28 protein-coding genes are annotated in these 24,405 nt (G+C 46.4%); 13 read left to right on the plus strand and 15 right to left on the minus strand.

Going from position 1 to position 24,405, the window contains the following annotated elements; translation table 11 throughout:
- Positions 1-163 precede the first annotated feature (163 nt).
- Entirely contained in the window at positions 164-1,123 is a 960-nt protein-coding gene (locus tag QUB64_RS09290) for a DUF362 domain-containing protein (protein ID WP_333268265.1), read from the minus strand.
- Between the two features lie 29 nt (positions 1,124-1,152).
- On the opposite strand from QUB64_RS09290, the gene QUB64_RS09295 reads away from it, so the two are divergent.
- The gene (locus tag QUB64_RS09295; protein ID WP_333268167.1) at positions 1,153-1,410 is read left to right on the plus strand and encodes a hypothetical protein; all 258 of its coding nucleotides are present in this window, start codon (positions 1,153-1,155) and stop codon (positions 1,408-1,410) included.
- A 10-nt stretch (positions 1,411-1,420) separates the two neighbouring features.
- Here the strand turns inward: QUB64_RS09295 and QUB64_RS09300 are convergent, their stop codons facing one another.
- The 3 genes from QUB64_RS09300 to QUB64_RS09310 form a co-directional block, all read right to left on the minus strand.
- A complete protein-coding gene (locus QUB64_RS09300) occupies positions 1,421-1,636 on the minus strand; it encodes a hypothetical protein (protein ID WP_333268165.1) in 216 nt (71 codons plus the stop codon).
- Between the two features lie 22 nt (positions 1,637-1,658).
- The gene (locus QUB64_RS09305) at positions 1,659-1,985 is read right to left on the minus strand and encodes a hypothetical protein (RefSeq protein WP_333268162.1); all 327 of its coding nucleotides are present in this window, start codon (positions 1,983-1,985) and stop codon (positions 1,659-1,661) included.
- A 250-nt stretch (positions 1,986-2,235) separates the two neighbouring features.
- Entirely contained in the window at positions 2,236-3,660 is a 1,425-nt protein-coding gene (locus tag QUB64_RS09310; RefSeq protein ID WP_333268159.1) for an aspartate ammonia-lyase, read from the minus strand.
- A 270-nt stretch (positions 3,661-3,930) separates the two neighbouring features.
- On the opposite strand from QUB64_RS09310, the gene QUB64_RS09315 reads away from it, so the two are divergent.
- From QUB64_RS09315 to QUB64_RS09330, 4 genes are all read left to right on the plus strand, one after another.
- Positions 3,931-4,380, plus strand: a complete 450-nt coding sequence (locus QUB64_RS09315) for a hypothetical protein (protein ID WP_333268157.1) — start codon at positions 3,931-3,933, stop codon at positions 4,378-4,380.
- A gap of 236 nt (positions 4,381-4,616) precedes the next feature.
- On the plus strand, positions 4,617-5,051 hold the full coding sequence (locus QUB64_RS09320; protein ID WP_333268156.1) for a hypothetical protein: 435 nt from the start codon (positions 4,617-4,619) through the stop codon (positions 5,049-5,051).
- Positions 5,052-5,167: 116 nt separating this feature from the next.
- Complete coding sequence (locus tag QUB64_RS09325; RefSeq protein WP_333268154.1) at positions 5,168-5,560, plus strand: peptidase; 393 nt, start codon at positions 5,168-5,170, stop codon at positions 5,558-5,560.
- 31 nt (positions 5,561-5,591) lie between these two features.
- Positions 5,592-5,930, plus strand: a complete 339-nt coding sequence (locus tag QUB64_RS09330) for a DUF2281 domain-containing protein (protein WP_333268152.1) — start codon at positions 5,592-5,594, stop codon at positions 5,928-5,930.
- Between the two features lie 101 nt (positions 5,931-6,031).
- Here the strand turns inward: QUB64_RS09330 and QUB64_RS09335 are convergent, their stop codons facing one another.
- From QUB64_RS09335 to QUB64_RS09345, 3 genes are all read right to left on the minus strand, one after another.
- Positions 6,032-6,208 carry a Txe/YoeB family addiction module toxin gene (locus QUB64_RS09335; protein WP_333268150.1) on the minus strand — a complete coding sequence of 59 codons (177 nt, stop codon included), beginning with the start codon at positions 6,206-6,208 and terminating at the stop codon, positions 6,032-6,034.
- Between the two features lie 83 nt (positions 6,209-6,291).
- Positions 6,292-6,528 carry a type II toxin-antitoxin system Phd/YefM family antitoxin gene (locus tag QUB64_RS09340; protein ID WP_333268147.1) on the minus strand — a complete coding sequence of 79 codons (237 nt, stop codon included), beginning with the start codon at positions 6,526-6,528 and terminating at the stop codon, positions 6,292-6,294.
- A gap of 266 nt (positions 6,529-6,794) precedes the next feature.
- A complete protein-coding gene (locus QUB64_RS09345) occupies positions 6,795-7,409 on the minus strand; it encodes a glutathione S-transferase family protein (RefSeq protein WP_333268145.1) in 615 nt (204 codons plus the stop codon).
- Positions 7,410-7,516: 107 nt separating this feature from the next.
- Here QUB64_RS09345 and QUB64_RS09350 point away from each other — a divergent pair, with 107 nt between their 5' ends.
- Positions 7,517-8,077, plus strand: a complete 561-nt coding sequence (locus tag QUB64_RS09350) for a TetR/AcrR family transcriptional regulator (protein ID WP_333268143.1) — start codon at positions 7,517-7,519, stop codon at positions 8,075-8,077.
- A 104-nt stretch (positions 8,078-8,181) separates the two neighbouring features.
- Here the strand turns inward: QUB64_RS09350 and QUB64_RS09355 are convergent, their stop codons facing one another.
- The 3 genes from QUB64_RS09355 to QUB64_RS09365 all read right to left on the minus strand — a co-directional run bounded on the left by QUB64_RS09355 (position 8,182) and on the right by QUB64_RS09365 (position 9,893).
- Positions 8,182-8,664: an AAC(3)-I family aminoglycoside N-acetyltransferase gene (locus QUB64_RS09355; protein WP_333268141.1), complete on the minus strand. Its 483-nt coding sequence runs from the start codon at positions 8,662-8,664 to the stop codon at positions 8,182-8,184.
- Positions 8,665-8,686: 22 nt separating this feature from the next.
- Complete coding sequence (locus tag QUB64_RS09360; RefSeq protein WP_333268138.1) at positions 8,687-9,457, minus strand: SGNH/GDSL hydrolase family protein; 771 nt, start codon at positions 9,455-9,457, stop codon at positions 8,687-8,689.
- Between the two features lie 100 nt (positions 9,458-9,557).
- Positions 9,558-9,893 (minus strand): cupin domain-containing protein, encoded by a 336-nt coding sequence (locus QUB64_RS09365; protein ID WP_333268135.1) that lies wholly within the window; start codon positions 9,891-9,893, stop codon positions 9,558-9,560.
- A gap of 191 nt (positions 9,894-10,084) precedes the next feature.
- Between QUB64_RS09365 and QUB64_RS09370 the strand changes: the two genes are divergently transcribed.
- Together QUB64_RS09370 and QUB64_RS09375 are read left to right on the plus strand one after the other, a co-directional pair.
- Positions 10,085-11,230, plus strand: coding sequence for an iron-containing alcohol dehydrogenase family protein (locus tag QUB64_RS09370; RefSeq protein ID WP_333268133.1), 1,146 nt, complete (start codon positions 10,085-10,087; stop codon positions 11,228-11,230).
- Between the two features lie 229 nt (positions 11,231-11,459).
- Positions 11,460-12,644 (plus strand): aspartate aminotransferase, encoded by a 1,185-nt coding sequence (locus QUB64_RS09375; protein ID WP_333268130.1) that lies wholly within the window; start codon positions 11,460-11,462, stop codon positions 12,642-12,644.
- Positions 12,645-12,924: 280 nt separating this feature from the next.
- Here QUB64_RS09375 and QUB64_RS09380 read toward each other — a convergent pair whose 3' ends face one another.
- On the minus strand, positions 12,925-14,070 hold the full coding sequence (locus QUB64_RS09380) for a hypothetical protein (RefSeq protein WP_333268128.1): 1,146 nt from the start codon (positions 14,068-14,070) through the stop codon (positions 12,925-12,927).
- 367 nt (positions 14,071-14,437) lie between these two features.
- A complete protein-coding gene (dapF, locus tag QUB64_RS09385) occupies positions 14,438-15,280 on the minus strand; it encodes a diaminopimelate epimerase (protein WP_333268125.1) in 843 nt (280 codons plus the stop codon).
- 263 nt (positions 15,281-15,543) lie between these two features.
- Between dapF and QUB64_RS09390 the strand changes: the two genes are divergently transcribed.
- Entirely contained in the window at positions 15,544-15,756 is a 213-nt protein-coding gene (locus QUB64_RS09390; protein WP_333268123.1) for an Hfq-related RNA-binding protein, read from the plus strand.
- 244 nt (positions 15,757-16,000) lie between these two features.
- On the opposite strand, the gene QUB64_RS09395 is transcribed toward QUB64_RS09390, so the two are convergent.
- Positions 16,001-18,316 carry a cation:proton antiporter domain-containing protein gene (locus QUB64_RS09395; protein ID WP_333268120.1) on the minus strand — a complete coding sequence of 772 codons (2,316 nt, stop codon included), beginning with the start codon at positions 18,314-18,316 and terminating at the stop codon, positions 16,001-16,003.
- A 118-nt stretch (positions 18,317-18,434) separates the two neighbouring features.
- Between QUB64_RS09395 and QUB64_RS09400 the strand changes: the two genes are divergently transcribed.
- Positions 18,435-19,526: an acyltransferase family protein gene (locus tag QUB64_RS09400; RefSeq protein WP_333268118.1), complete on the plus strand. Its 1,092-nt coding sequence runs from the start codon at positions 18,435-18,437 to the stop codon at positions 19,524-19,526.
- Between the two features lie 420 nt (positions 19,527-19,946).
- On the opposite strand, the gene QUB64_RS09405 is transcribed toward QUB64_RS09400, so the two are convergent.
- A complete protein-coding gene (locus tag QUB64_RS09405) occupies positions 19,947-21,068 on the minus strand; it encodes a formylglycine-generating enzyme family protein (protein ID WP_333268116.1) in 1,122 nt (373 codons plus the stop codon).
- A 329-nt stretch (positions 21,069-21,397) separates the two neighbouring features.
- Here QUB64_RS09405 and QUB64_RS09410 point away from each other — a divergent pair, with 329 nt between their 5' ends.
- A complete protein-coding gene (locus tag QUB64_RS09410) occupies positions 21,398-22,249 on the plus strand; it encodes a M23 family metallopeptidase (protein ID WP_442921643.1) in 852 nt (283 codons plus the stop codon).
- Between the two features lie 207 nt (positions 22,250-22,456).
- A complete protein-coding gene (locus QUB64_RS09415; RefSeq protein WP_333268112.1) occupies positions 22,457-22,996 on the plus strand; it encodes a late competence development ComFB family protein in 540 nt (179 codons plus the stop codon).
- A gap of 473 nt (positions 22,997-23,469) precedes the next feature.
- Here the strand turns inward: QUB64_RS09415 and psb29 are convergent, their stop codons facing one another.
- Entirely contained in the window at positions 23,470-24,183 is a 714-nt protein-coding gene (gene psb29 / locus QUB64_RS09420) for a photosystem II biogenesis protein Psp29 (RefSeq protein WP_333268110.1), read from the minus strand.
- Between the two features lie 50 nt (positions 24,184-24,233).
- Between psb29 and QUB64_RS09425 the strand changes: the two genes are divergently transcribed.
- Complete coding sequence (locus QUB64_RS09425; protein ID WP_333268107.1) at positions 24,234-24,365, plus strand: hypothetical protein; 132 nt, start codon at positions 24,234-24,236, stop codon at positions 24,363-24,365.
- Positions 24,366-24,405: the final 40 nt, after the last annotated feature.

Below are 24,405 nucleotides of genomic sequence, written 5' to 3' on the forward strand. Positions count from 1 at the left end.
CAAACAAAATAACTGGTTTGATCGTTCGGAATGCAAGTCCTCTGAATTTGATGCGGACTGAAGTCCTCACTACAAACAAAATAACTGGTTTGATCGTTCGGAATGCAAGTCCTCTGAATTTGATGCGGACTGAAGTCCTCACTACAAACTTTACTACAAACCTTCATTTACCAGCGTAAGCCCCCATCCGTTCTTTGATAAACCGGATATAAAAATGCCTGAAAGTAGACTTAATCACCCGCGGCATTCCAAAGTCTATCGGCATCATATTTTCCGGCAACTTCCAATCCAAAACCTTGAGAGTTTCCGGCTGCAACAGCGGAAAATCAATCGCCTCCAAATTCGAGCACAGTCCCAATCTCATCGCCGCAGCTACAGTCGGAACCAGGGCCGGATTGACATTAATAATTTCAACTAAAGTTCTGTCCAGCGCAAACACATCATCAGACGCGCCCAACATCCCCAAAAACTTAGGTTCGCCGCCGCTTGGCCCGTTACCTTCATGACCGATAATGCCATCCAAAATCGTCAAACTTGGGTTAATTGCTCGGGCAGTTTCTACTAGCATTTGACCGAATTTGGCGCTATCTTTGCCAGCTTCCATGTGCCACCAAGCTTTCATTTTTCCGGGCACGCAGCCGAACAAATTTTTCACGCCCATTGTCACGGTTAATTGAACGTGAGATTTGAGCTTGGGAAGATTAATCACCACATCAGCTTCCATTGCTTCTTTGCAAAGTCGGAGATGATTGAAGTCTTGGCTGACTGTTTCGTAGCGTTTTCCTTGAAACTCTACTACTGGTAAATTTAGTTCTGCCAACAGTGGCAAATAACCGTTGGCTTTGGCGACACCCATGGCGCTACCAAAAGCCGGACTGTCTCCTAAAAACGGTTTACCACCTGCTTCGATGACCATTTTCGCCACGCAGTAAACCAATTCCGGGCGGGTGACGCATTCTTTGGTAGGGCGAGCACCTGTCAGGAGGTTGGGTTTGAGTAAAACACGATCGCCCGATTTGACAAAAGCCGAGATTCCGCCCAAGGGTGCGAGCAGGTTTTCTAAAGATTTTTGTAGCTTTTGGCGATCGTATGAATTGGCCCGAATTAAACTAACAGCAGACATAATTGGGAATGGGGAATTGGGAATGGGGAATGGGGAATGGGGCATTGGGCATCTTGCCCGCTCGCGAAGTCGAAGGGTGGGCATTGGGCATCTTGCCCGCTCGCGAAGTCGAAGGGTGGGCATTGGGCATTGGGAATTGGCAAAACAGGGAATGGGGCATTGGGGAATGGGGAATGGGGAATGGGGAATGGGGAATGGGGAATGGGGAATTGGCAAAACAGGGAATTGGGAATTGGCAAAACAGGGAATTGGGAATTAATTTACAACTAATTTTTAGCAGTTTGTAGTTGGCCACTCTTACCGATGCCCGATGCCCTCTTTGGCCGATGCCCTCTTTGGCCGATGCCCTCTTTGGCCGATGCCCCACTGCCCTGTTTGGCCCATGCCCTCTTTGCCCGATGCCCCATGCCCCATGCCCCATGCCCACCCTTCGACTTCGCGAGCGGGCAAGATGCCCCATGCCCACCCTTCGACTTCGCGAGCGGGCAAGATGCCCCATGCCCCATGCCCCATGCCCCATGCCCCATTACCAAGTTTAAGTAGACATCGGCAATCTGCCAGAAGCAGCCCGCTGCATGGTACTAACTCGCAGGGAGTTAGAGAAAATTCCTTGACCTTGAAGTTCCGGGATAGCAGGTTTAACTTCCACTTTCACCAACCGAGAAGTGCAGATAAAAACCGTTTGATCGACCAAATGAAAAGTCAACCAAGGTTGATTTAACAAAGTCAGCACTTCGTCTTGAAATTCTTGTGCTGGGATCGGAATAGTAAAGGTTTCAGTGTGACCTTCCACATAATGAAATGTTACTTGAGTTGTGTTCTCTTTATCTTGAGTTAGTTTCCCAAAGGAACCTGCGCGCATAAATCTTGCTCCCAAACTTTAGAATTGAAAAGATCAGACGGCGGTTGAAACCGCGTCTAAACAAACGTAGATAAGACGGCGGTTCAAACCGCGTCTACACAAACGAAGTCCACCTCCGTGGACTGAAGAAAATAAGGTAATTTTAACCGCCTGGCCTTCAACCCGCTGGGAGTGGGTTTTGTTTGACAAGAAGCGGTTTCAACCGCCCGGTCTTCTTCTCCCAAGCGTATTGGCTTATACCTTCGATCGCCTAAACGTTAGCAGAAGATACCGGCATCGCACTCATTTTCTCTAAATCTAGAACTTTTGCCAAGTCTTCTGCACTCATTAAACCGCGTTCTAGCACAATTTGCCGCAAAGATTTGCCTGTTTCTAGAGATTCTTTGGCGACGGCGGCGGCGTTGAGATAGCCGATGTGAGTGTTGAGGGCGGTAACGAGGGCGAGACTGCCTTCTGCGTAGGCGAGACACCGATCGCCCTTAGCTTCAATTTTATCGAGGCATTTGGCAGTCAGGGCGCTGATGGTGTTGCCTAAAATTTCGATGCTGTGAATCAGATTGTAGGCGATTAAAGGCATCATCACGTTCAATTCTAATTGTCCCGCTTGGGCGGCTAGGGCGATCGCGCTATCGTAACCCATGACTTGAAAACACACCATCGAAGTCATTTCTGCCATCACCGGATTGTATTTCCCCGGCATAATGGACGAACCAGGTTGCACGGGAGGCAGTTGAATTTCCTTGAAACCCGTTTTCGGCCCCGAGTCCATCAAACGCAAGTCATGGGACATTTTAACGCAATCCTGAGCGAGATTTCGCAGTGCGCCGGAGACATTTACAAATGGTGCCATGCTCTGCATTGCTGCCATTAAATGCGGTGCTGGTTTCAGAGGTTTTCCGATTAACTCTGCGAGGATTTGAGCGACTTTTTCACAGTATTCTGGGTGAGTATTTAAGCCAGTTCCGGCCGCGCTTCCGCCCAATCCCAAGGATGTCAAATCGCCGGAAGCAGTTTCAATTCTGGCGGTATGTTCTCTGAGAATTTGCGCCCAAGCGCGGAAGGTTTCACCGAGTCGCACCGGGACGGCATCTTGCAGGTGAGTGCGGCCGGATTTGACGATATCGTGGAATTCTACGGCTTTTTTGTCCAGGGATGCGATCGCCTGCGATAAAGCGGGAAACAAAGTTTTTTCCAAAGCCAACAATCCGCCAATCCGAATTGCAGTCGGAATCACATCATTGGTTGATTGACCGTAGTTTACATGATCGTTAGGACTGACGCGCTTGTAGTTGCCTTTTTCATCGCCCATAATTTCCAAAGCGCGATTGGAAAGAACTTCGTTAACGTTCATGTGGTGAGAAGTTCCAGCGCCTGCTTGGTAGACATCAACTACAAATTGATCGCGCAAATTTCCCGCTAAAACTTCATCAGCGGCTGCGATCAGTGCTTGACTGATATCTTCAGGAATGCAGCCGAGTTTACCGTTGACAATTGCCGCAGCTTTTTTAATTAAAACGCAAGCATCGAGGTAAGTTGATAAAGGTTTAATGCCGCTAATTGGGAAATTTTCAACGGCGCGCAGAGTTTGGATGCCGTAGTAAACAGTAGATGGGATTTGTTTGTCTCCCATCGAGTCGCTTTCGGTGCGGTAGGTGATGCTTGGCTGTTGAGTCATATCCTCTGGTTTGCGATAGTTAGGAAGTGTACAATTTTTTGGGTAACAGCGGGCTGCGGGTGTTTTGACTGTACCGCGCCCGAGAAAGCGACTGTAGAGTAGCGCGAAATTGGCGATCGCCTCAAATTATCTCATATCCTGGAGTTCCTTCTCAAATCGAAAAATGGAAAATCTCAAATCAAGTTTTCGGTGAGGGCGATCGCACGCAGACAGGCCCAGTCAGCTATAATCCTACAAGTAAACCAATTTCACTCTTACTGTTAAACTCCCATGAACAAACCAGCAACAAGTTTCAAACACCCGCTAAATATTTTGCTCCTCGGCTTAAGTGCATCGCTGATTTTTCCGGCTTCAGTAAAAGCTATATCTAGCATTGTTTCCTCTCCAGTAATTTCCGAAAAACCAGCCGTTTTAATGGCTCAAGTTCAGCAGCGAATCCAGTTCAAAAAAGGTACTAATTCAGCAGAAATTAAAGGAGGAGTTGCGCGCGGAACTGTCAATACTTATTTGATTCAAGCCAAACAAGGGCAAAAAATGAATATCAAAATCCAATCCCCGGAAAAAAATGCTGTTTTTAACATCATAAATCCCAAGACCAAGACGATAGTTAAAGAAGCAAAAAGCTGGTCAGGAGAACTCAGCCAAACAGGAGACTATGAAATAGCTGTCGGTACAGAACGAGGAGGCGCAAGTTACACTATGTCAGTTTCGATAGAGTAACATTTCGATGTGAGTTTTAGGTAGTTAAATCCTGCAAGTTAGAACATTACCTAAATTCCCTAAACCCTGTTTTTTACTCCCGCAACCATCTCAAAAATGACAGTGTTAGCAGTACAGGCATCTTGCTTGTGCTGCTAAGTCTGATTAATTGTAGGAATCGCACATCATTGAGATCGATCGATCTCCTGGTTTTATGCCAAAATAGATTGTAGTATTAATTTTTATGAGGATTGTTCATGGCTCGTTTAAATCACATCCTTGTCGTCAGTGCCGTCACCGTTCTAGCTTTGACTGGTTGCGACAGCGCCAAGCAAGCTTCCACTCCCAAGACTTCACCTTCAGAGGTTCCTGCTGCTACGGCTGTCAGCACATCTGACAAAGCAGCATCTCCCGTTAGCTATGCAGAGTTGGTGAGTGTAGTTACCAATACCAAAGCAGCAGTTCAGACTGGTAATTTTGCCAAAGCCAAAACCGAATTTGACAAGTTCGAGAATTCCTGGAAGAAAGTCGAAGATGGCATCAAAAAAAGAGATCCTAAAAGCTATGATGCAGTTGAAGAAACTACAGAAAAAGTCATGACAGAACTCAAAAAGTCAAAGCCGAGTAAAGACCAAGTGCTGGCCGAATTGCAGTCGCTCGAAAAAACTATCAGTAGCATTCCCAAATCCTAAAATAAAGTGCTGAGTGCTTGATTCTACAGTCGGGGACGCAGAAACCGAGTTTTTTACCGTCGTAATTCGTTCAAACCTTGAATAAAAGTTAAAAGATCCGGTTTCTCTGAGTCGGAGTGCGTAAGTCCTGTGAGAGTTATGCGATCGCAGTTACTCAGAAACCAGCACTCAACGCTCCCTCTTTATATAACCTCTGTATTCCCAAACTTTCAACCACTATGAAGAAAGCATTTCGCAAGTACCACCGCATTATAGGCATTATTGTTGCTTTGCCGATCGCGCTGACCGTGTTGACTGGAATGGCTATCACAATGCTCCGAGAGTGGCCGCTCGGTATAGAAATCTCATCGAGATTCTTGTTAAAAATTCATACAGGTGAAATCTTTCACCTGCAAGCAATTTACCCAATTTTAAACGGATTGGGAATGCTCGGCTTATTAGTCACAGGTTTAAGTATGTCGGGTTTGTTTGGCAGAAGAAAGCAGCCCACCTCCAACGATTCAAACTAAATATATGACGAACTTGTGAAGGTTAAAATCGATGATAAAACAAATTGAACTGGAACAAATATTATTAAAAAAATTGCGGATACTTCCGACCGAAAAACAGCAGGAAGTTCTCGATTTTGTGGAATTTTTAGTTGAAAAAACAAAACAATCGCAACAGTTATCAACGAAAAGTTCCGAGTATAGCAGTTCGCTAACAGAACCACCGCCACTCAAGCTATCTTTCACAGAAATTGCTAGGTTGCCGATCGCGGAACGTCATAAAATACTAGCACCATATATGGCTGTCACAGCCCAAGATTTTTCGACAGATCCTGAATTAACTGAATTTTCTGTACTCGACGGCGAAGACTGGGAGACTGAATATGAATGAACGCTGAAACCCTTGATGCTGATAGATTATAAGCTTACGTTATCACCATAAGTACGGGAGATCCGTTTTGACTATAACCTCCCGCGACTTGTTAATAAACACTACTCATAATGCGTCCACATCCGCAAAATTTTCAGCGTATTTTCAGAATCAATAACCTCATACACCAGACGATGCTGAATATTTATTCGCCGTGAGTACGCACCAGCCAAATCTCCCACTAATTTTTCGTAGGGTGGTGGATTTTGAAACGGATTGATTTTAATGATATCAAGCAAGGCTTATGCCTTATCTCGTAAATTACTAGAAGCTAGTTTTTGGGCATCTTTCTGTGCCTGTTTGGTGTAAACTAAATCCCAACTCACCACTCTAACTCCCGATCGCATTCCTCAATCGGTGTCGCCAATCCTTCCCGAATCGATTCTCGCATTCCCGGAACTGACAGAAGATACAATGTTTCCTGCACCGATGCCCAATCAGCTTCAGATAACAACACGGCATTGCTACTCTGTCCTGCAATAATAACGGGCTGATGCGACTGGCTCACCGCATCAATCAAATCCTGTAACTGCTGTTGAGCAACTTTGACTGGAATCATAACTATTTTTAACTTTGGCTGCCTCTATTATAGCTTGAAAGAGCGCAAATTCTACTCGATCGTGATACTCATTTTGTGTTTTTTATGATTTGAATAGCTCGTTCTACCCGTTGCTGGCTCGGATATAGAGAACACACGATATTTAGATGGGGTAAGTTGACTAATACTACCCCATCTTTGTTCTACCCATTGAGATGAGGATTGAAACCTCACCCCAACAACATTCCACCTACAAAGGTGGGAGAATTTAACCCTTGGCACTCCAATTAAGCACTAAAACTCGGTCGTTTCATCATCCGATCGTGCCATACTTTCAGATGTGTTGCTGTTTCTGGAATCGCAATCTGACAAAATCCACCAAACGCAAATCCAGCCACCGCCGTAATATCTGCCACACTAAAGCGATCGCCTGCAATATATGGCTGATGCGCCAACAATCGATCTAAGCTGTCGATCGTGGCTAGTGCTTGCTCTTTTTGCTTTTCTCCCCACGCCGGGATTTGATAAGCTTCAAATCCTAAACCAGACGTGGCGTGGTGGAAATAATTGGCGATCGCATCGAGCAAATTCGCTTCCACTTTCCGCTGCATCATGTGGATCACCGCCCGCTCCTGCGCCGATGTTCCCGTCAGCGTCGGTTCCCCAGCCAGATGGTCGAAATACTCGGTAATGGCGGTACATTCGGCTATGCAAGTGCCATCATCCAGTTCCAGCAAAGGGACGGTACCCGCTGGATTTTTCGCTAGGAACTCCGGTTGCTTGTGCGCCCCATTCGGTACATCCACTTGAACAAATTCCACCCGATCGGTCAACTCCTTTTCCGCCAACGCCATGCGCACGCGAAAAGGATTGGGAAAGGCTTTATACTCGTAAACTTTCATGACCTACCTCGCAATGTATTTTTGTCTATCTAACGTTCGTTAGATAAATTGTGGCGCGAACCCAGCCGAGTTGTCAACCCCCTATCTGACGTTAGATAATTAAAAATATGAGCGACTATCCTACAAACTATTCAGCAAAGGCGATCGAAATTCTCGACGCGGCGGAGATCCGGATTCGGCAGGGGGGATTCGAGGCGGTGAGTTACCGCGATCTCGCTGCGGATGTGGGGATTAAGGCGGCCAGCGTGCATTACCATTTTCCACAGAAGGCTTTGCTAGGGGTGGCGGTGATCGATCGGTATAGCGATAAGTTGGCTGTCGCTTTGGGGTCGGTTGATTTGACGCAAGCAACGGTGGCAGAGCATTTACAGCGATTGTGCGATTGCTATGCGGCGGCAGTGCTCAATGACGGGATGATTTGTTTGGGGTGTATGTTGGGGGCGGGGTCGAAGGATTTACCGGAAGCTGTATCAGAGGCGGCAAGACGGTTTTTTACACGGTTGCTGGCTTGGATTGAGTTGGCGCTGGGCGATCGCCCTGACGCGGCAGCATTAGCCGTTCACATCATCGGCACGTTGCAGGGGACGATGATTCTGGCGGTGGCGCTCAAACGTCCTGAGTTAATAGTAGAAGCGAGCGATCGGGTCAGGCAATTGGTTGCAGAATAAATTCGGCTCTCCTCGATTTCACTAACACCAATGACAATCGCATCTAATTAACACCAAGTTTGGTAAGTGGATATTCAGCCGCCAAAAATAGCCTAGAACGGTTGTTATGCAGTGCGATCGTCGCCTGCAACTGCGATGTCGAAGTGCAGCACTTCTTCGCGGACTCCCAGCTTTGTATAGAGTGCGATCGCAGGCTCATCTCCGATGTCCGCCTGTACGAAAATAACATAGGCTCCTCGCGTTGCAGCAATCCTTTTGAGTTCTTGGATTAACGCCGTCGCGATGCCTTCGCGCCGGTGCGCTTGTGCCACAGCCAAATCGTAAATGTAGATTTCACTGCGCTCTTGCTCGAACTTATGAAGTTCGTAGGCGGCGATTCCGCCCACTACCTCGCCATTCTTTAACGCTGCAAGGGCGATGAAGTAATCGCTGGCGAGCAAGCGCTCGATATAGGCTTTACTTGGGCGAGCCGCTGTATAGGTTTCCGTCTCATCAAACGCCTTGCCGAAAGTCGCCATCATGGATTCCATGAGCGCCAAGTCTTCTGACGCCAGCAGGCGAATACTGAATGGAATTGAAAATGACATGGTTTAACCTAAATGACAGAGCTTAATTCTGTACTTTTCTCTTTTCTATTGTATTCAAGACTTGGGACAGATTCTGATTGAGGCTCGCATACCCCTGTGCGTTCAAATGTAATTCGTCACGTCTATATTTCGGCAACATCATGCCCTGATTATCGCCAAGAATAGGGAAGGTATCAAACACTATAGTTTTCTCTCCGGCCAATGTGGCAATGTAGGCATTTACTTCTTTAATCGCCCGACTGATGTCATCAGACCAAAAAGGCTTGCGTTCTAGCGGCACTTCTCCAACTGGGAAAATAGTAGTCACGATCGCAATTGCGCCCAGATTCTTAGATTCTTCGACAATTCGTTTAATATTGGCTTGACAATTGGCAACGATCGCATTTCTGCGTTCCGGAAACAAGGCGATGGTTTTCAGATCGTTGACACCAACTTGGATGATGACGATTTTGGGTTTTAATGAACTCACGTGATAGGCAAATCTTGCGATCGCCTGAACAGAGGTTTGAGAGCCAATTCCCCGGTTGATGAACTCATATTGATTGAGATTAGGCGGGTTCCAACTGGCGGCCCTGGAGTCACCAAAGAAAACCACGCGGGTTTGCTTGGTATTAGTAACTGGCTCGGCATTGATAGGATGGTCGTTCAATCCTAGAGGATCTAAACGAGTTTGATTGAGTTCGCGATAATACTGTTTGGCTCGATTGAAAAGCAGAATATTTAGAAAAATTGAGCTTCCCAGCACTACTAATAAAAGAGCGATCGACAGCATGGTACGTTTGCTCAATGTCATGTTTTTGAGATTTTGCTGCTATTTTATGTCACATACTATGAGATGTTAATATCGATATGCTAGGGATATTTGTCTGCATAGCTATCCCATTCACCCTAAGTTATGTTCCTTCAAATTCTCCCATTGCTCCCAACCGGATTGTGATTAACTCTACATCAGTTAACGCTTCATGCGCTCCTTGTTTTGTTCCTTTTGGCGTTGTCCAAAAACATCCTGCTTCACACACCCGATCGCCAGTTTTAAGACTGCCTGAAATAACAAATACATACTCATCAGCCGGATGAGTATGAACTGGAATAATTGTACCTTGCTTCATCTTCAACCGATGAATCGAGCCTTGCGGTACTGGCTCAGCTAACACAACCCAACTTGTCCCTGGAAACACCGATAAGTCAGCGAATTGTTGTGTCGATAAGTCTTGAAAAGTTTGAGTCATCGGTTTCATCCTCGCTTTGCAGTAAATTTATCATACCGATCGCCCTTCAACTCCCGCCGCCCATCCCCAACCACAATACTTAATAAAAACTTTACAAAACTTACCCGATCGCCCAACACGAGTTAGAGTTATTCTATAAAATCCAGCAATCCTGGTACAGTAAACCTTCCCGTCACTTATCCAGTGGTTCGATGACTCACACCCAAAGCACCAAAACCGCCGCCCCTACTGCAATTTATTCCTTGACAATTGCTCCCGCCTGTGTATTGCGGGGTCAAAAAGCCCTCGCACAAGCCGGAGATGCGATCGCCCGTTTCGGAAAGCGGCCGCTAATCGTTGGCGGTAGCAACTCCCTCGCCGCCGCCCAACCCTACCTGCAACCAATCGTAGAACAGCAACAGTTAGAATCCGCCCACACAGCCTACGGCAAAGATTGCAGCGAAACGGGCCTCGAAACCCTCCGCGCAGCCGTCCAAACCCACAAAGCCGACTTTATCATGGGTGTCGGTGGCGGCAAAGCCTTGGATGCAGCCAAACTCCTCGCCCATCAGTGCAAAATCGCGATCGTCACCATCCCCACATCAGCAGCCACCTGTGCCGCTTGGACAGCCCTTTCTAACATTTATTCCGAACAAGGTGCGTTCCAATACGATGTCACATTAGCCAGATGTCCCGACTTATTGATACTCGACTACAGATTAATTCAAACAGCACCGCAGCGGACATTAGTAGCAGGAATTGGAGATGCGATCGCCAAATGGTACGAAGCATCAGTCAGCAGCGGACACTCCGAACAAACCATGATAATTGCCGCCGTCCAACAAGCTAGAATACTGCGCGATATCCTATTCCAAAAATCAGCCACCGCCCTCAAAGAACCCGGTAGCGAAATCTGGCAAGAAGTCACAGACGCCGCCGTATTGCTAGCAGGAGTAATCGGAGGAATCGGCGGAGCTCAGTGTCGCACTGTCGCCGCCCACGCCGTCCACAACGGCCTAACTCATCTATTAGCCAGTCACGGCACATTGCACGGCGAAAAAGTCGCCTACGGCATTTTAGTGCAACTGCGACTAGAAGAAATGCTGCAAAACAATCAACTCGCAGCCACCGCCAGACAGCAACTGCTAAAATTCTACGCCGAGATTGGATTGCCTCAAACTTTAGACAACTTAGGACTTGGAGACGTTAGCGTCACACAATTGCAGCGCGCCGCCGACATAGCCTGCGATGCCAATTCTGACATCCACAGACTGCCGTTTAAAGTCGTTCCCGAACAATTAATGGCAGCGATGGTTTCTACCACCGCACCTGTGGGAGAATTGAGAATCAAGAATTAAAACCGTTTGTAGTAAGGACTTTAGTCTTTAAAAAACCGTGCTAGAAAAAACTGAAGTCCTTACTACAAACGAGGAAAAATTCGATGGTTTTTACCACACAACCTGTGGGAGAATTAAAAATCGAGAATTAAAACAGTTTGTAGTAAGGACTTTAGTCCTTAAAAAAACTCCTAGAAAGGACTGAAGTCCTTACTACGAACCAGGAAAACTGACAACTGACAAAAAACAAATGACCTTGGATTGGATTAGCCCTGCTGACAGGTTGCAAACACTACCGCCCTACGTATTTGCCCGTCTCGACGAACTCAAAGCCCGCGCCCGCGAACAAGGACTAGATTTAATAGATTTAGGAATGGGAAACCCCGACGGTGCAACTCCGCAACCGGTAGTAGAAGCCGCCGTCGCAGCCATCCACAATCCTGCAAATCACGGCTATCCGCCCTTTGAAGGAACTGCCAGTTTCCGCCGCACAATTACTAAATGGTACAGCCGACGCTACAATGTTGAACTCGATCCCGAAGGAGAAGCATTGCCTTTGTTGGGTTCAAAAGAAGGTTTAGCACATTTTGCGATCGCCTATATCAATCCCGGCGACTTAGTATTAGTACCGAGTCCCGCTTATCCCGTATTATTTCGCGGCCCCATCATCGCCGGTGCCAAAGTTCACAACATCATTCTCAAACCCGAGAATGACTGGGTAATTGACTTAGGTTCCATTCCCGACAGCGTAGCCGAACAAGCAAAAATTCTCTACTTTAATTATCCCAGCAATCCGACCGGAGCGACTGCTCCCCGGGAATTTTACAAAGATATTGTTGCTTTCGCCCACAAACACCAAATCTTGTTGGTTCACGATTTGTGTTATGCAGAATTAGCCTTTGACGGCTATCAACCGACAAGTTTATTAGAAATTCCCGGCGGTAAAGAAATCGGCGTCGAATTTCACACCATGTCAAAAACCTACAATATGGCCGGCTGGCGAGTCGGTTTTGTGGTAGGAAACAGCAAGATAATTCAAGGTTTGCGTACCTTAAAAACTAACTTAGATTACGGTATATTTTCCGCCTTACAAGCAGCAGCAGAAACTGCACTGCAATTACCCGACAGTTACTTGCATGAAGTGCAGGAACGCTATCGCACTCGCCGCGATTTTATGGTTGAAGGCTTGGCCGAATTGGGGTGGAATATTCCCAAACCTTTGGCGGCAATGTATCTTTGGGTTCCCTGCACTCCGGGCATGAGTTCCACGGATTTTGCCCTGAATGTTTTGCAGCAAACGGGTGTGGTTGTGACTCCTGGTAATGCTTTCGGCCCTGGCGGCGAAGGATATGTGAGGATTAGTTTAATTGCAGATTGCGATCGCCTGGGAGAAGCTTTGCGGCGATTGAAACAAGCAAACATTCGGTATCAGTAGTCATTAGTCATTAGTCATTGGTCATTGGTCATTAGTCCTTAGTCCTCAGTCATCTTGCCCGAAAAGCGTAACCGAAGGGTTGTCCTGCCGTCATTAGTAATTAGTTATTAGTCATTCATTAGCTGTCAGCAACTAATAATTAATAACTAATAACTATTTAATGAATAATGAATATTGAGTAAAAAACAATACTAGCTTATCATTAGTAAGGTGAACAATGTCCACCCTACTAATGACTAATGACCTGTTTGCCCCATGCCCCATGCCCCATGCCCCATGACTATAACGTTTTAATTTGTTCGATCGCCCAGTTAAAAGTTTCCATAACTTGCTGGAGGGCAAATTCATCTTCCAATGTAGATAAAGCCAGACTCGGAGACCTTTTTTCTCCAGGTTCTGTAGGTAACGAGAGACCGATCGAACTTAGCTTATTTCTCAATTCCAGCCAATTTGGTTCGGCATTAAACGGCGGTTGGGAACCGTAATTGTCAGCAGAAATCTCCATTCTGCCAGCAATATCTACAGTGAATAACTGATATGGCTTTCTTCCCCTGTGATGCAATTGAGCTGCGAAACCGCCGTAGGCATCCCCCGTTCCCCAATGGATTTGAATTTCGGGTTCTTGACTTTTCGCCCAAAGGTAAATTGCTCTTGCCATTTGCGCCTCGTCGGTGCCCCGTCTAGCTTTGATTTCCGCAAAAAATGACGATTCATCCCAGCGCCTTCTTTCGCGCGTTGCGCTGGATTTTTTCTGCTGTGCTTCGGCTGTCTGACCGATCACTCTGGGAACCAAGGTTTTCAAATTATCTTCACTTACATACTGCTTAATTTCCAGGGCCAAAACTTCAACCGGGTCCATTTGTTCGTTGAGAAATTCCACAACTCGGCGCATTTCAGCGGAAATCTCGTCTGCTACAAATACTAAGCGAATTTTACCGGCTTGCAAATTAGTTTTAACTTTCTGCCAAAATAGGTCTTCATTAGCATCCGCACCGAGAAACTCTTCAAAAATCTGTTCGGGATCGCGACCCCGATCGCGACAATTAGCTTCAAACAAAGCAATAATGGAATCTATTGGCCAATAAACCAACGCATTAGCAGCATAGTCGATCGACTGACCCAGCACTTTTTGGCGCATTTCGGCATTACGAGTGCGCCGGACATCCACCAAAGTAGGAACTGCATTTTGGTCGAGAAACAAATGATCCAACGACCACTGGACGGCAGTTTCCTCATCGGTGGGTACTGCGGCTTCCCGCGAAATTAACAGCCACCTCCGCGCCGTCGCGCGATCGATTTGGTCTCCGGCAATCAGATTAGGATAAGTTAAAAGCAAGTCTTGTAACTGGTCTTCCGAGTCGTAGGGCTGTTCCATCATTTCTACCAGCCTGTCATCGTCCTGAATCAGATAAATACCTCCAGCCATGCAAACCCACCTACTAGATTTTAGATTTTAGATTTTAGATTTTAGTCAGTTGTCAGTTGTCAGTTGTCAGTTGTCAGTTGTCAGTTGTCAGTTGTCAGTTGTCAGTTGTCATTAGTCATTAGTGTTCAGCCAATGACTTTTGAAGGTGCAAGGCATTAGTTATTAAGCATTATTCATAATTAAAGAAAAATTTTGAATTCAATACTTTTCCTGGTTTGTGAATTCCCCAAAAAACTCCTTCTGACCAATAACTGATGACCAATGACCATTGACTGATGACCACCCTTCGGCTTCGCAAGCGGGTAAAATGACTGATGACTGATGACCAATGACAAATGACCAATGACCACTGACCACTGACCACTGACTACTGACTAAGACAACCAGTAAATACTCGCTTGGCTGGCCCGGTCATGTAAATCCGCCCAGAAACTTCTGCCCATTCGATTTCCAAAACCCCACCGGGGAGTTCAACAGCAGTTGTCCGATCGCACTTTCCGACCAATACCCCAGCTACCACAGAAGCACAAGCACCAGTCCCACAAGCTAGAGTAACACCTGCACCTCTTTCCCACACCCGCATTTTTACGTAGTCCCGTCGTATCACTTGAATAAATTCCGTATTTGTACGCTGCGGGAAAGCTGAGTGGTGCTCGAATTGAGGGCCGACAGTTTCCAAAGCAACAGCCGAAACATCCTCTACAAAAGTAATGCAGTGAGGATTTCCCATGCTGACGCAGGTAACAGACCAAGATTTACCAGCAACTTCGATCGGCATATCTATCACTTTGGCATCTGGTGCAGCTAAAGTTGTTGGAATTTCCGCAGCCAGCAGCCGGGGAAGTCCCATATCCACCTTAACTTGACCGTCAACCAGCAATTCGGGGCTAATCACACCCGCCAGAGTGTGGATGCGATACTCAGTTTTTGCCTTCTCACCTTCCAAATCGGCGATAAACTTAGCCAAACAGCGAATCCCATTGCCGCACATTTCCGGTTCCGAACCGTCGGAGTTAAAAATCCGCATCGTATAGTCAGTACCGTTTTGACCCGGTAGCGCAAAGATTACACCGTCTGCGCCAATCCCGAAATGTCGATCGCACATGGACACAGCTTGTTCTGGTGTTAAAACTGGTTCTGAGGAGTGGCGGTTGTCAATCAAAATAAAATCATTGCCCAGTCCGTGATACTTTGCAAACTCGATCGGCATAAAAACAAACCTCTGTTGGTTAAAACTAATTAGTTGATAGACTGCATAAAGCCATTAAGTGATTAGTCAGTTGCCCCTTGCGTCCCGCCCGGATGTCATTAATCCTAAGTCCTCACTCCTCAGTTGGCCACCAAAGACCAATGACCAATGACTAATGACCAATGACTAATGACTAATGACTAATGACCAATGACTAATGACCAATGACCAATGACCAATGACCAATGACCAATGACTAATGACCAATTTACCCATTTCCCACTATGTCAGAATTTGAGACAGGATTGCCCAGCGTTCGCCTAATACAAAGCTACATCAAAGACAAAGAACAGGTAGAAATTAAACTCATGACCGGCGACTTGCTAGCCGGCAGAATTTTTTGGCAGGATCATAGCTGCATTTGCCTCCTCGATGCCTCAGAAACACAAATTCTGATCTCGCGATCGGCAATTGCTTATCTCAAACCTAACGCCTGAGGAGAGGGGGAGAGGGGGAGAGGGGAGAGTGGGAGATGGGGAGAGGGGGAGAGGGGGAGAGTGGGAGATGGGAAAAATATTCCTTCTTCCGTCTTCTCTCTTCCTTCTTGCTTCTTCCGTCTTCCCTCTTCCCTTTTTCCTCTTCCTTCTGACTAATGACAACTGACCAATGACTAATGACCAATGACAACTGACAACTGACCAATGACCAATGACTAATGACTACTGACTACTGACTACTGAACTAATCGCTAAACAGCTTTTCGCTGACTTGGGCGGTGACAAAAGGCAGCTTTAAGGCAGGTTGCGGCACCGGAGGCGAGGCCGTTCGCTGCATCAAGCCGAGCTCGTAGAAGCCGCCGCACAGCAGCAAACGATCGCCCTCTTGCAAATCCGTAATTCCATCCGGCCAGCGAGTAAACTTCCCTTCCCGGCGGATCGCCCGCACCTGCACCCCATACTGGGTGAGCAAATCTACCTCTGACAGTTTTTGACCAACCCAAGGACTGTTGGCTGGTAACCTCAACCACTGACAAGAACTGTCGCCCTGCGGGACAGCAACTTCGCCCTTCGCCAGCAACTCAAAACTGATCAGTTCTTCCGGTTCACCCACTACCAAAACTCGATCGCCCGACAGCAAAGCAGCCTTCCCGTTAGGATAATCAATTTCCTCGCCATCTTCGCGGACGATCGCCATCACGCTGACCCCTGTCAACTGCCGCAAGTTAGTTTCTTCCAGAGTCATCCCAGCGATGGGAGAACCCTCCGGTAAGTTGTACCAATCGCCGTTGAGATCTCGAACCGCCACTTTCAAATCCCGCGAAACCGCCAAAGGTTCCCGCGCCGGCCGCAATTCCAGATAGCGGCTGCTGCGAATTTGCTGCACATCCCGCCCAATCGCCATTGCAGAGACACCCATCCCAGCCAGCAAGTGGGCAGATAATTCTAAACTAGCCTCAAACTCCGGCTGCACAACTTCCCAAGCCCCCAATTGATAAAGCAGTTCAATGTCTTTATCTTTGTTGGCGCGCACCACAATATCCAAATCCGGGACTAATTCTAAAGCCCGTTTCAGACACAAGCGAGTGCTCATAGGATCGGGAAGAGTAATCGCCATTGCTTTGGCGCGTTCTACCCCGGCGGCTTCCAACACGTGCAAGCTAGCAGCATTCCCGTAAATGTAAGGAATTCCTGACACTCTGCACTCTTGAATTCTGCTTTCCGACTCGTCGATTACTACAATTGAACAGTTGCGACTTTGCAGCATTTTGACTAAATTTCTGCCAACTCCCCCGTAGCCGCAAACCACAACATGATTTTGTTCGGGCATAGTTTCAGCTATTTCCACAGGTTGAGATGTTTCGTCAAAATAGCGCTGCAAAGGCCCGAAATTTTCCGCCCACTTCAATAACTGTGGCACGCTTCTCAATACAAACGGCGTCAGCACAAGCGTGACTGCTGTTGTTCCTAAAATTAATAGGTAAACATCTCGCGAAACCAGCCCCATAGCTTGACCGGAACTAGCGAGTACAAAGGAGAATTCTCCGATTTGAGCTAAGCCCAAACCTGCGATTAATGCTGTTTTTAGAGGATAGCCAAATAGTCGGACGATCGGCGTTACAATCAAGAATTTGCCGACAAATACTAGAAATACCAGTCCCAGAATTAACTCTAGATGGTTCCAGAGAAACACCGGGTCGATTAACATTCCGATGGTAACAAAAAATAAGGATGCAAAAATATCTCGCAAAGGCTCGACATAAGTTAGAGTTTGGTCGGCATATTCCACCTCCGAAATCATTAAACCCGCCACAAATGCGCCCATCTCGATCGAGAAACCCAGATATTCTGTCAGCAGCGCAATCCCTAAAGCCAAAACCACAACTCCCAGCAAAAACAGTTCCCGGCTTTCAGTTCTCGCGAGATAGCGCAGCAACTGCGGGACGATCCAAATGCCCGCTACTACTGCACCCGCAGCAAATAATCCGATCCGCACCAGGGCCCAGACTACCGTCATGCCGATCGCCTCTGCGGGCTGGTTGAGGGCCGGCAAAACAGCCAGCATTAGCCCCAAGGCCAAATCTTGAACTACCAAGATTCCCAGCATGACTTGTCCGTGGGAAGTACCGCCTTCATTGCGTTCCATCAAGCATTTGAGTACAACCGCCGTCGAGGAAAGCGACAGAATCGCCCCTAAAAACACCCCTTGGGCAGGGGATTCTACCCAGCCTACACCCAAAGAAATTGCAGTAGTAAAGGCGATCGTCAGCACAATTTGCAAGCCCCCCCCGCCCAGACTAATTGCTTTAACTCGATTTAGTTCGGCGAATGAAAACTCTACTCCCAAAGCAAACAACAGAAAAGCAACACCAAATTCTGCCAGGGTGTCTACCTGAATTAATTCTTTAATCAGCCCCAAACCGGCCGGCCCAACTACGATCCCTCCCAGGAGGTATCCGAGAATTACCGGCTGTCGCAACAGCGATGCAAAGAGTCCTCCTGCTGCGGCAGCAGCGAGAACTAGAACTAAGTCAACAATCAGTCGGAAGTCTTCTTGCACAACTTTATGAAAAAAGTGTAAAGTTATATTATAGTCTCTAATGTGTTGACTATGTTAGGGGAGTTGACTATAGTTGAGTAGCAAGCGCAACTGCCACTCTTGAACAAGGTATTTTCTAATGACAAAGAGTTCAAATCCTCACAAAAAGCTTAACCTCTTGCAAGTTTATCGAGGGATTGGGGCTTTATTGGTGGTAATGTTTCACGTCAACCAGATGAGCGCGGAAAGATTAAATCAAGTTACTTTTTTTAATTTATTTCAGGCTGGGTGGAGTGGTGTTGATTACTTTTTTGTATTGAGCGGCTTTATCATGGTCTACGTTCACCGATCGGCGATCGGTAAAAAAGATCAGTTAAAATCATTTTTAGTCAAGCGCTGCGTGCGAATTTACCCGATCTACTGGATAATTACTCTGACAGTTTTGTTTTTCTTTCTAGTGATTCCAGGTTTTGCTAATGCTCAAGACTTAAGTTTGGGAAAGATAATTATGTCGCTGCTCTTGATTCCTCAATATGGCAAGCCAATTCTGGATGTAGGTTGGACTTTAGTTTACGAAATTTATTTTTACGTATTGTTCAGCATAGCTATCTGGCTAAAGCCTAAACAGTCTGTGCCTCTGCTGTCGGCTTGGCTATTTGTCACACTTCTACATTTTTCTAAAGTAATACAATTTCCCGATGCTTTTTTCTTGCTGAATCTAGTATTTGGCAATATGAATCTAGAATTTGTTTTGGGTGGCTTGGCTGCGTATATCGTGCTTAAATATAACAATAAAATTACTAATTACAGATGGAGCTTATTTTGGATAGCAAATTTAGGATATGTTATTTTAGGAATGTTTGTGGCTTGGGGCAACATTGAGTTCGATCGGATCAAGACTTTTGCAGTGCTGGCAGCTTTATTAATCATTGCTTGTACCTCGATCGACCTCAAGGATTCTCCGAGAATTCCTTATTTTTTCATCTTCCTAGGCGATGCCTCGTATTCAATATTTCTGCTCCACAGTCCGGTGATATCAGCAACTACAAAAATTGTGCAAAAGGCGAATTTAGGAAAATATTTCGACGGTTTCTTTGCCCCTGCTCTAGTGGCATTGTTTGCTGTAGTTGTCGGCTGCATATTCTACTCTTTCATCGAAAAACCGCTGACAGTTTATCTGCGGAAAAACGTAGTTGAAAAAATGAGTTTTTCCCAAGCGCCAGCCAGCTAATTGTAGGGTGCGGATCTGTGAGATTTTCGATGCTATCGAGATTATTCGGCAGTTGAAACCGCTCTTTTTAAAACAAAGTCCGGATGGTGCGCGGACTAAAGAATAAACGCGGTTTCAACCAAGTCTCAAAATAACAATCTTAACCCGCGAAGGTGGGTTTTGTTTGTGTAGACGCGGTTTCAACCGCCGAGTCTCTGCATTGCTTGTTCGTTAATAAAATTTTGAATTAAATCGGGAAGAGGCAGATTGAGGGTCATATTTTTATCCTTCCTCATGTGCGATCGACCTTGGCATATCTTAAATATTATAAATCAGATTTCACCTATTGTCGTTTGTGTAGGGTGGGTATCTCTGTGAGATGAGAAATGGAATTTGAAGATTGTAGATGGCGACGCACCTTCTATTGTGTGGAGAAATTATTCATCCAAGGCCGACAACAACACGAAAACCAATGCCCATCTTCCCGCTGTCCCGCGAGAGATGGTGACGATACGAACTAGAGCACTGGAAGCTATTACTATTCCAAGAACCTCCACGCAACATCCGTTGATTCTCTTCTCCACCTATTTCCCAGGAACTTCCGTCAGAAGGGGCACCGTTATAGTTAGATTGGTAGGGATCGCGGCACCATTCCCAAACATTTCCGTGCATATCAAACAGCCCAAAAGCATTAGGATAAAACTGCCCTACATCAAGTGTGTGTTCGCGATAATCTTTAAAAGTATAGTAATCAGGATGACTCAAACAATTCCTCAGATAACACCACATATTAGAGTCAAAGCTAGTGTTAACCAAATCATGTGTGATTTTATCACCAAAATAGAAACGTGTCGTCGTTCCCGCACGACAAGCATATTCCCATTCTGCTTCAGAAGGTAAACGATAACTATTGCCTGTTTTTTTAGTAAGCCGATCGCAAAATTCCACAGATTCATCCCATGATACTAATTCGGCTGGTCGTTTACCTCCTTGAAAATAGTATGAACCCTTTTCCATTACTTTTTTCCACTGTTCTTGGGTAACGGTATATTTCCCCATAAAAAAAGGTTGGATCGTTACTCGCCGTTGTGCGGAATGTGGGTTATCTGAGCCACCTATCTGGAATGTGCCACCCGGAATATAAACCATGTCGATCGCTGTTGAGTCACCTAAGTCTTCGATAAAAGATTGAGCCGACTTAACGCGACGGCTGATTGCTATGCCCTGGTTATCTACTCTGATGACCTCAAACTTAAAGCTATAAAATAAATCATTTAATTTCAATTTTACCTTAAATTTAGCTTGAGATTTTAGCAGATTATAGGCTGCAAATTTTACTTTCAGTGATTTATCTTCCAGTCCTTGAAGGAGGATCAAATCTAAACCGTTTTCTCCGTATTTCAGCGCTTGGGACAGTGCAGCGATTCTCACTTCGATCGCCGGCGAGGCTAAGCGGCTTTTAACACCTGCAATTCCTCCTAGAACAGCCGCATCGATGGGAGTTGAATTTTGACTGCCGAGGACGGCATCATATTCTCTAGGTTGATTTTGCTCGTTTGGCATGGCATTTTAACCTCTGTACGATTAACCACTGTGGCATTTACTTAATAGCTATGTCAAATATTCACAACTGACGCAGCCACCTAAAAAGCAGACAAATAATTCGTTATGCTTTGCGCTTTCATAAGCTACATTTATCTACTGTGTGCCAGCTTAACATTCCTTTACTCTTTAGGTCTAGAGCGTGATAAACTTAGGAGCTTTGTGTAACATTAGCTGGACAAAGATTGAGGATATCGGTGATGACAACGACTGTGAATCAAGCTAACTCCAAGTCAAGTACCGAAATAGTTGTAGGTGCTATTTGGGAGTGTAAGCTGTTGAGAACAAGCATGAAAAGGGCGATCGTAAGTGGGGGAATTATTGCCAGCATTCTCAGTCTGGTATCGCCGGTGCAAGCTTTGCAGGTAGTGGTGACGCCGCCAAATCCTGAACTGGGTGATACGCTGTCGGTAATCATTCAGGTTGATGGTAACGGCGGGGAAACTCCAAAAGTGTCTTTACAGCAAAAAAATTACCCTGCTTTTCCGATCGGCAATAATCGCTTTCGGGCTCTGCTACCGACGACACCACTGGAGAAACCCGGTGCGCGCCTTCTTCAAGTCTCCGGTGACGGACAAGTGCAGAAGTTGAATGTGCAAGTGCGCGATCGAGATTTTCCCACTCAATCTATCTGGCTCCCGCCTGGGAAAGACGAGGAAGGTACGGATGCCGAGTTCGATCGCGTGGACGCCTTTAAAGCACTGGTGACACCCCAAAAATTTTGGGATGGCAAATTGTTGCGCCCCAACTCCGGCGAAATTACCACTATTTACGGCGTGCGTCGGTACTATAATGGGGTATTTGCTAAGGACTACTACCACCGCGGCGTCGATTACGCCGGCGCTTACGGTTCCCCTGTAGTCGCACCGGCCGCCGGTCGCGTGTCTCTGGTGGGACGCGAATCCCAAGGGTTCAAAATCCACGGGAATGTCGTTGGTATAGACCACGGTCAAGGCGTAGCAAGTATTTTGATGCACCTCAGCCGGATTGATGTCAAGGAAGGCGATTTCGTGAAAGCGGGTCAAGTAATTGGTGCTTTGGGGTCAACGGGGGCTTCGACAGGCCCTCACCTGCACTGGGGACTTTACGTGCACGGGCAGTCTGTCGATCCGGTACCTTGGCGGCTTCAGGCAATTGAGTAGGACTTTTTAACGATTTTGACGAATTTAACAGTCAATTATGGGGTAAGTTTGTGGCTGGGGTGTGCAGATAACTTTTCTGGGTTATCACTATTGAGTTATGATTTGTAGAAAAATTCTCAACTCAACCCTCAAAACTCGAATCTCAAGACGCCAGCAATCGCGTCTTTACAAAACTTTATTGATGATGCCGTTGAGCGGGAAGCATATATGAGTATTGAAAAAATTGTGGAACAGGCTTTGCAAGACGGCTATTTAACGCCGTCTATGGAAGCTGAGGTGGGACGGATCTGCAATACGGCTTCTGAATTGTCGATCGAAGAGTACATGGCTCTCGATCGCCTGATGGGAGCTTTGTTGACCGGAGAAGTTGTGGTTCTGCCGCGCAAACAGTTCATCAATGTGATGGAAGAGTTGGTGCTCAGCGATGCGATCGCTAGGGTCGCAGAAATTGAGGCGAGCAGCGAGCTGAGTCTGGATGTGGGAGATATTGCGGCTTATGCTTTAAATAGGCTGCCGCCTCTGTACGCTACGACGGAAGAGGGAGCTCACTTTCAAAGGGCTAGGGCTAAAGAGCAACTTCACGATTTGATTTCTAAAGAAGTCAATGCAGCGATCGATCGCAACTTGGACAGACCTGAACCGGTCAACCCCACAGCTTTGGGTAAGCCGTCTTCTGGAACCGAAGTTCTGTCTAATCTCAGCAATTGGCTGCAAGCTAACGCCGTTAATTTTGAGCCGCAGCCGTAGTACCACCTCCAACAGCTCTATTTGGGTTTAAGTCGATCCCGCTCAATTCAAAAAGCGGGATTTTTAGTTTTTGAGCCACAAACAGTTGACCGCTTGACAGTTGACCGCTTGACAGTTGACCGCTTGACAGTTGTAGGGGCGGTGCCCCGTGCGGGCCCTCTTAGTTGACAGTTGACCGCTTGACAGCTTGTCAGTCAGCGAAGCGGAAGGGTTGACCTGGGATAACTACCTCTACCTAGAAGATCGTTTCCGGTTGTATCGGAATTATTTAACCGCAGAGGGCGCAGAGAACACAGAGAGATAAATGAGAGATTAATACAGGACGATGCTACCGGATTTGAGATCGCAAGACATCCGTCACAATTGAAAAAAAAATAAAGGAATTGTTTGTTTTACATAGCAAACAAACAATTCCCTTTTCCTTCTGGCCTGTGCTCTCTGACTGATGACTAATGACTGATGACTTCAAACGATTAATTATTGCTCTCAGAAGAGTCTGCTGAGGGGGCGGCAGTAACTTTTGTTTCTCGTTTTTCACGTTTTTTCCGTTCAGCTTGGATGACATCTTGAAGCACTATTCGCGCTTGAGCCATTTTTTCCAAATTGCTGCGGTACAAATCTAAATCTTTGCTAACTTTGTCTTCAGGTAGATGCAAAGCTGCACTGACTTTGGCGATCGCGTCGTTGCGAGTTTCTGGGTTTTTTACCATCTCGGGATCGGCTTTTTCTAACAGCGAGAACAAACCGATCGCGAATAAGCGACTGTACTTAAATTGAGCGTTGCTGGCGATCGCCCCTAAAGACGCTTGCAAATCTCCTGCATCTTCAAAGCTCATCGAGCGATCGAGCCACGACACCAATTCGGAGCCGGAAAGTCGATCTGCCAAGCTTTCCAAGCGGTGAGCGTCATGTTTGTAGCGATCGGGATCGTCTTCTAGGGACTTGCACAAGGCGTTAAAAATCGAAAGTCTGTCTGCTTCTGGGGCGTACCCGAGCATGAATCGATCGAAAGCTGTCACCACGCCCAAAGCATAAATTGGGTCGTATTGAAAATCGACATTCGCCGAAAGCAAGTGCATTTCTACCATCAACTCTTCTACCACTCGTCGGTAAATTGAGTTAATCGGTCGAGTGTGAATCGTATAGAAACTTCGCTTAGTATCTGAAACAGTACGGTTCTTGTTCACCTGAGTTTTATAGATAAATAATTGTGCCGCCACAGGTGGACCAGCGCGGCATGAGTAAAGTCGGGGGAGTCGATTGGCGATCTCGCTGGCAAAAATTGCCAGTTTTTTTTAAGTGCAGCAGCCGGGAACACAGGCAAAATTTGATCGATCAGATTTTGCGGGCGATCGGCAGCAACAATTAATTTGTCGCGCTACCAGGGCAAAAGCCAAGTATCTTTACAA

This window comes from Microcoleus sp. Aus8_D2 (assembly GCF_036702665.1).
GTDB lineage: Bacteria > Cyanobacteriota > Cyanobacteriia > Cyanobacteriales > Microcoleaceae > Microcoleus.

Coding starts and splice junctions, on each gene's coding strand:
- QUB64_RS09290 (WP_333268265.1), bottom strand. CDS start 1,123: ATGTCTGCTGTTAGTTTAATTCGGGCCAATTCATACGATCGCCAAAAG.
- QUB64_RS09295 (WP_333268167.1), top strand. CDS start 1,153: ATGGGGAATGGGGCATTGGGCATCTTGCCCGCTCGCGAAGTCGAAGGG.
- QUB64_RS09300 (WP_333268165.1), bottom strand. CDS start 1,636: ATGGGGCATGGGGCATGGGGCATCTTGCCCGCTCGCGAAGTCGAAGGG.
- QUB64_RS09305 (WP_333268162.1), bottom strand. CDS start 1,985: ATGCGCGCAGGTTCCTTTGGGAAACTAACTCAAGATAAAGAGAACACA.
- QUB64_RS09310 (WP_333268159.1), bottom strand. CDS start 3,660: ATGACTCAACAGCCAAGCATCACCTACCGCACCGAAAGCGACTCGATG.
- QUB64_RS09315 (WP_333268157.1), top strand. CDS start 3,931: ATGAACAAACCAGCAACAAGTTTCAAACACCCGCTAAATATTTTGCTC.
- QUB64_RS09320 (WP_333268156.1), top strand. CDS start 4,617: ATGGCTCGTTTAAATCACATCCTTGTCGTCAGTGCCGTCACCGTTCTA.
- QUB64_RS09330 (WP_333268152.1), top strand. CDS start 5,592: ATGATAAAACAAATTGAACTGGAACAAATATTATTAAAAAAATTGCGG.
- QUB64_RS09340 (WP_333268147.1), bottom strand. CDS start 6,528: ATGATTCCAGTCAAAGTTGCTCAACAGCAGTTACAGGATTTGATTGAT.
- QUB64_RS09345 (WP_333268145.1), bottom strand. CDS start 7,409: ATGAAAGTTTACGAGTATAAAGCCTTTCCCAATCCTTTTCGCGTGCGC.
- QUB64_RS09350 (WP_333268143.1), top strand. CDS start 7,517: ATGAGCGACTATCCTACAAACTATTCAGCAAAGGCGATCGAAATTCTC.
- QUB64_RS09355 (WP_333268141.1), bottom strand. CDS start 8,664: ATGTCATTTTCAATTCCATTCAGTATTCGCCTGCTGGCGTCAGAAGAC.
- QUB64_RS09360 (WP_333268138.1), bottom strand. CDS start 9,457: ATGACATTGAGCAAACGTACCATGCTGTCGATCGCTCTTTTATTAGTA.
- QUB64_RS09365 (WP_333268135.1), bottom strand. CDS start 9,893: ATGACTCAAACTTTTCAAGACTTATCGACACAACAATTCGCTGACTTA.
- QUB64_RS09370 (WP_333268133.1), top strand. CDS start 10,085: ATGACTCACACCCAAAGCACCAAAACCGCCGCCCCTACTGCAATTTAT.
- QUB64_RS09375 (WP_333268130.1), top strand. CDS start 11,460: ATGACCTTGGATTGGATTAGCCCTGCTGACAGGTTGCAAACACTACCG.
- QUB64_RS09380 (WP_333268128.1), bottom strand. CDS start 14,070: ATGGCTGGAGGTATTTATCTGATTCAGGACGATGACAGGCTGGTAGAA.
- dapF (WP_333268125.1), bottom strand. CDS start 15,280: ATGCCGATCGAGTTTGCAAAGTATCACGGACTGGGCAATGATTTTATT.
- QUB64_RS09390 (WP_333268123.1), top strand. CDS start 15,544: ATGTCAGAATTTGAGACAGGATTGCCCAGCGTTCGCCTAATACAAAGC.
- QUB64_RS09400 (WP_333268118.1), top strand. CDS start 18,435: ATGACAAAGAGTTCAAATCCTCACAAAAAGCTTAACCTCTTGCAAGTT.
- QUB64_RS09405 (WP_333268116.1), bottom strand. CDS start 21,068: ATGCCAAACGAGCAAAATCAACCTAGAGAATATGATGCCGTCCTCGGC.
- QUB64_RS09410 (WP_442921643.1), top strand. CDS start 21,398: ATGAAAAGGGCGATCGTAAGTGGGGGAATTATTGCCAGCATTCTCAGT.
- QUB64_RS09415 (WP_333268112.1), top strand. CDS start 22,457: ATGAGTATTGAAAAAATTGTGGAACAGGCTTTGCAAGACGGCTATTTA.
- QUB64_RS09425 (WP_333268107.1), top strand. CDS start 24,234: ATGAGTAAAGTCGGGGGAGTCGATTGGCGATCTCGCTGGCAAAAATTG.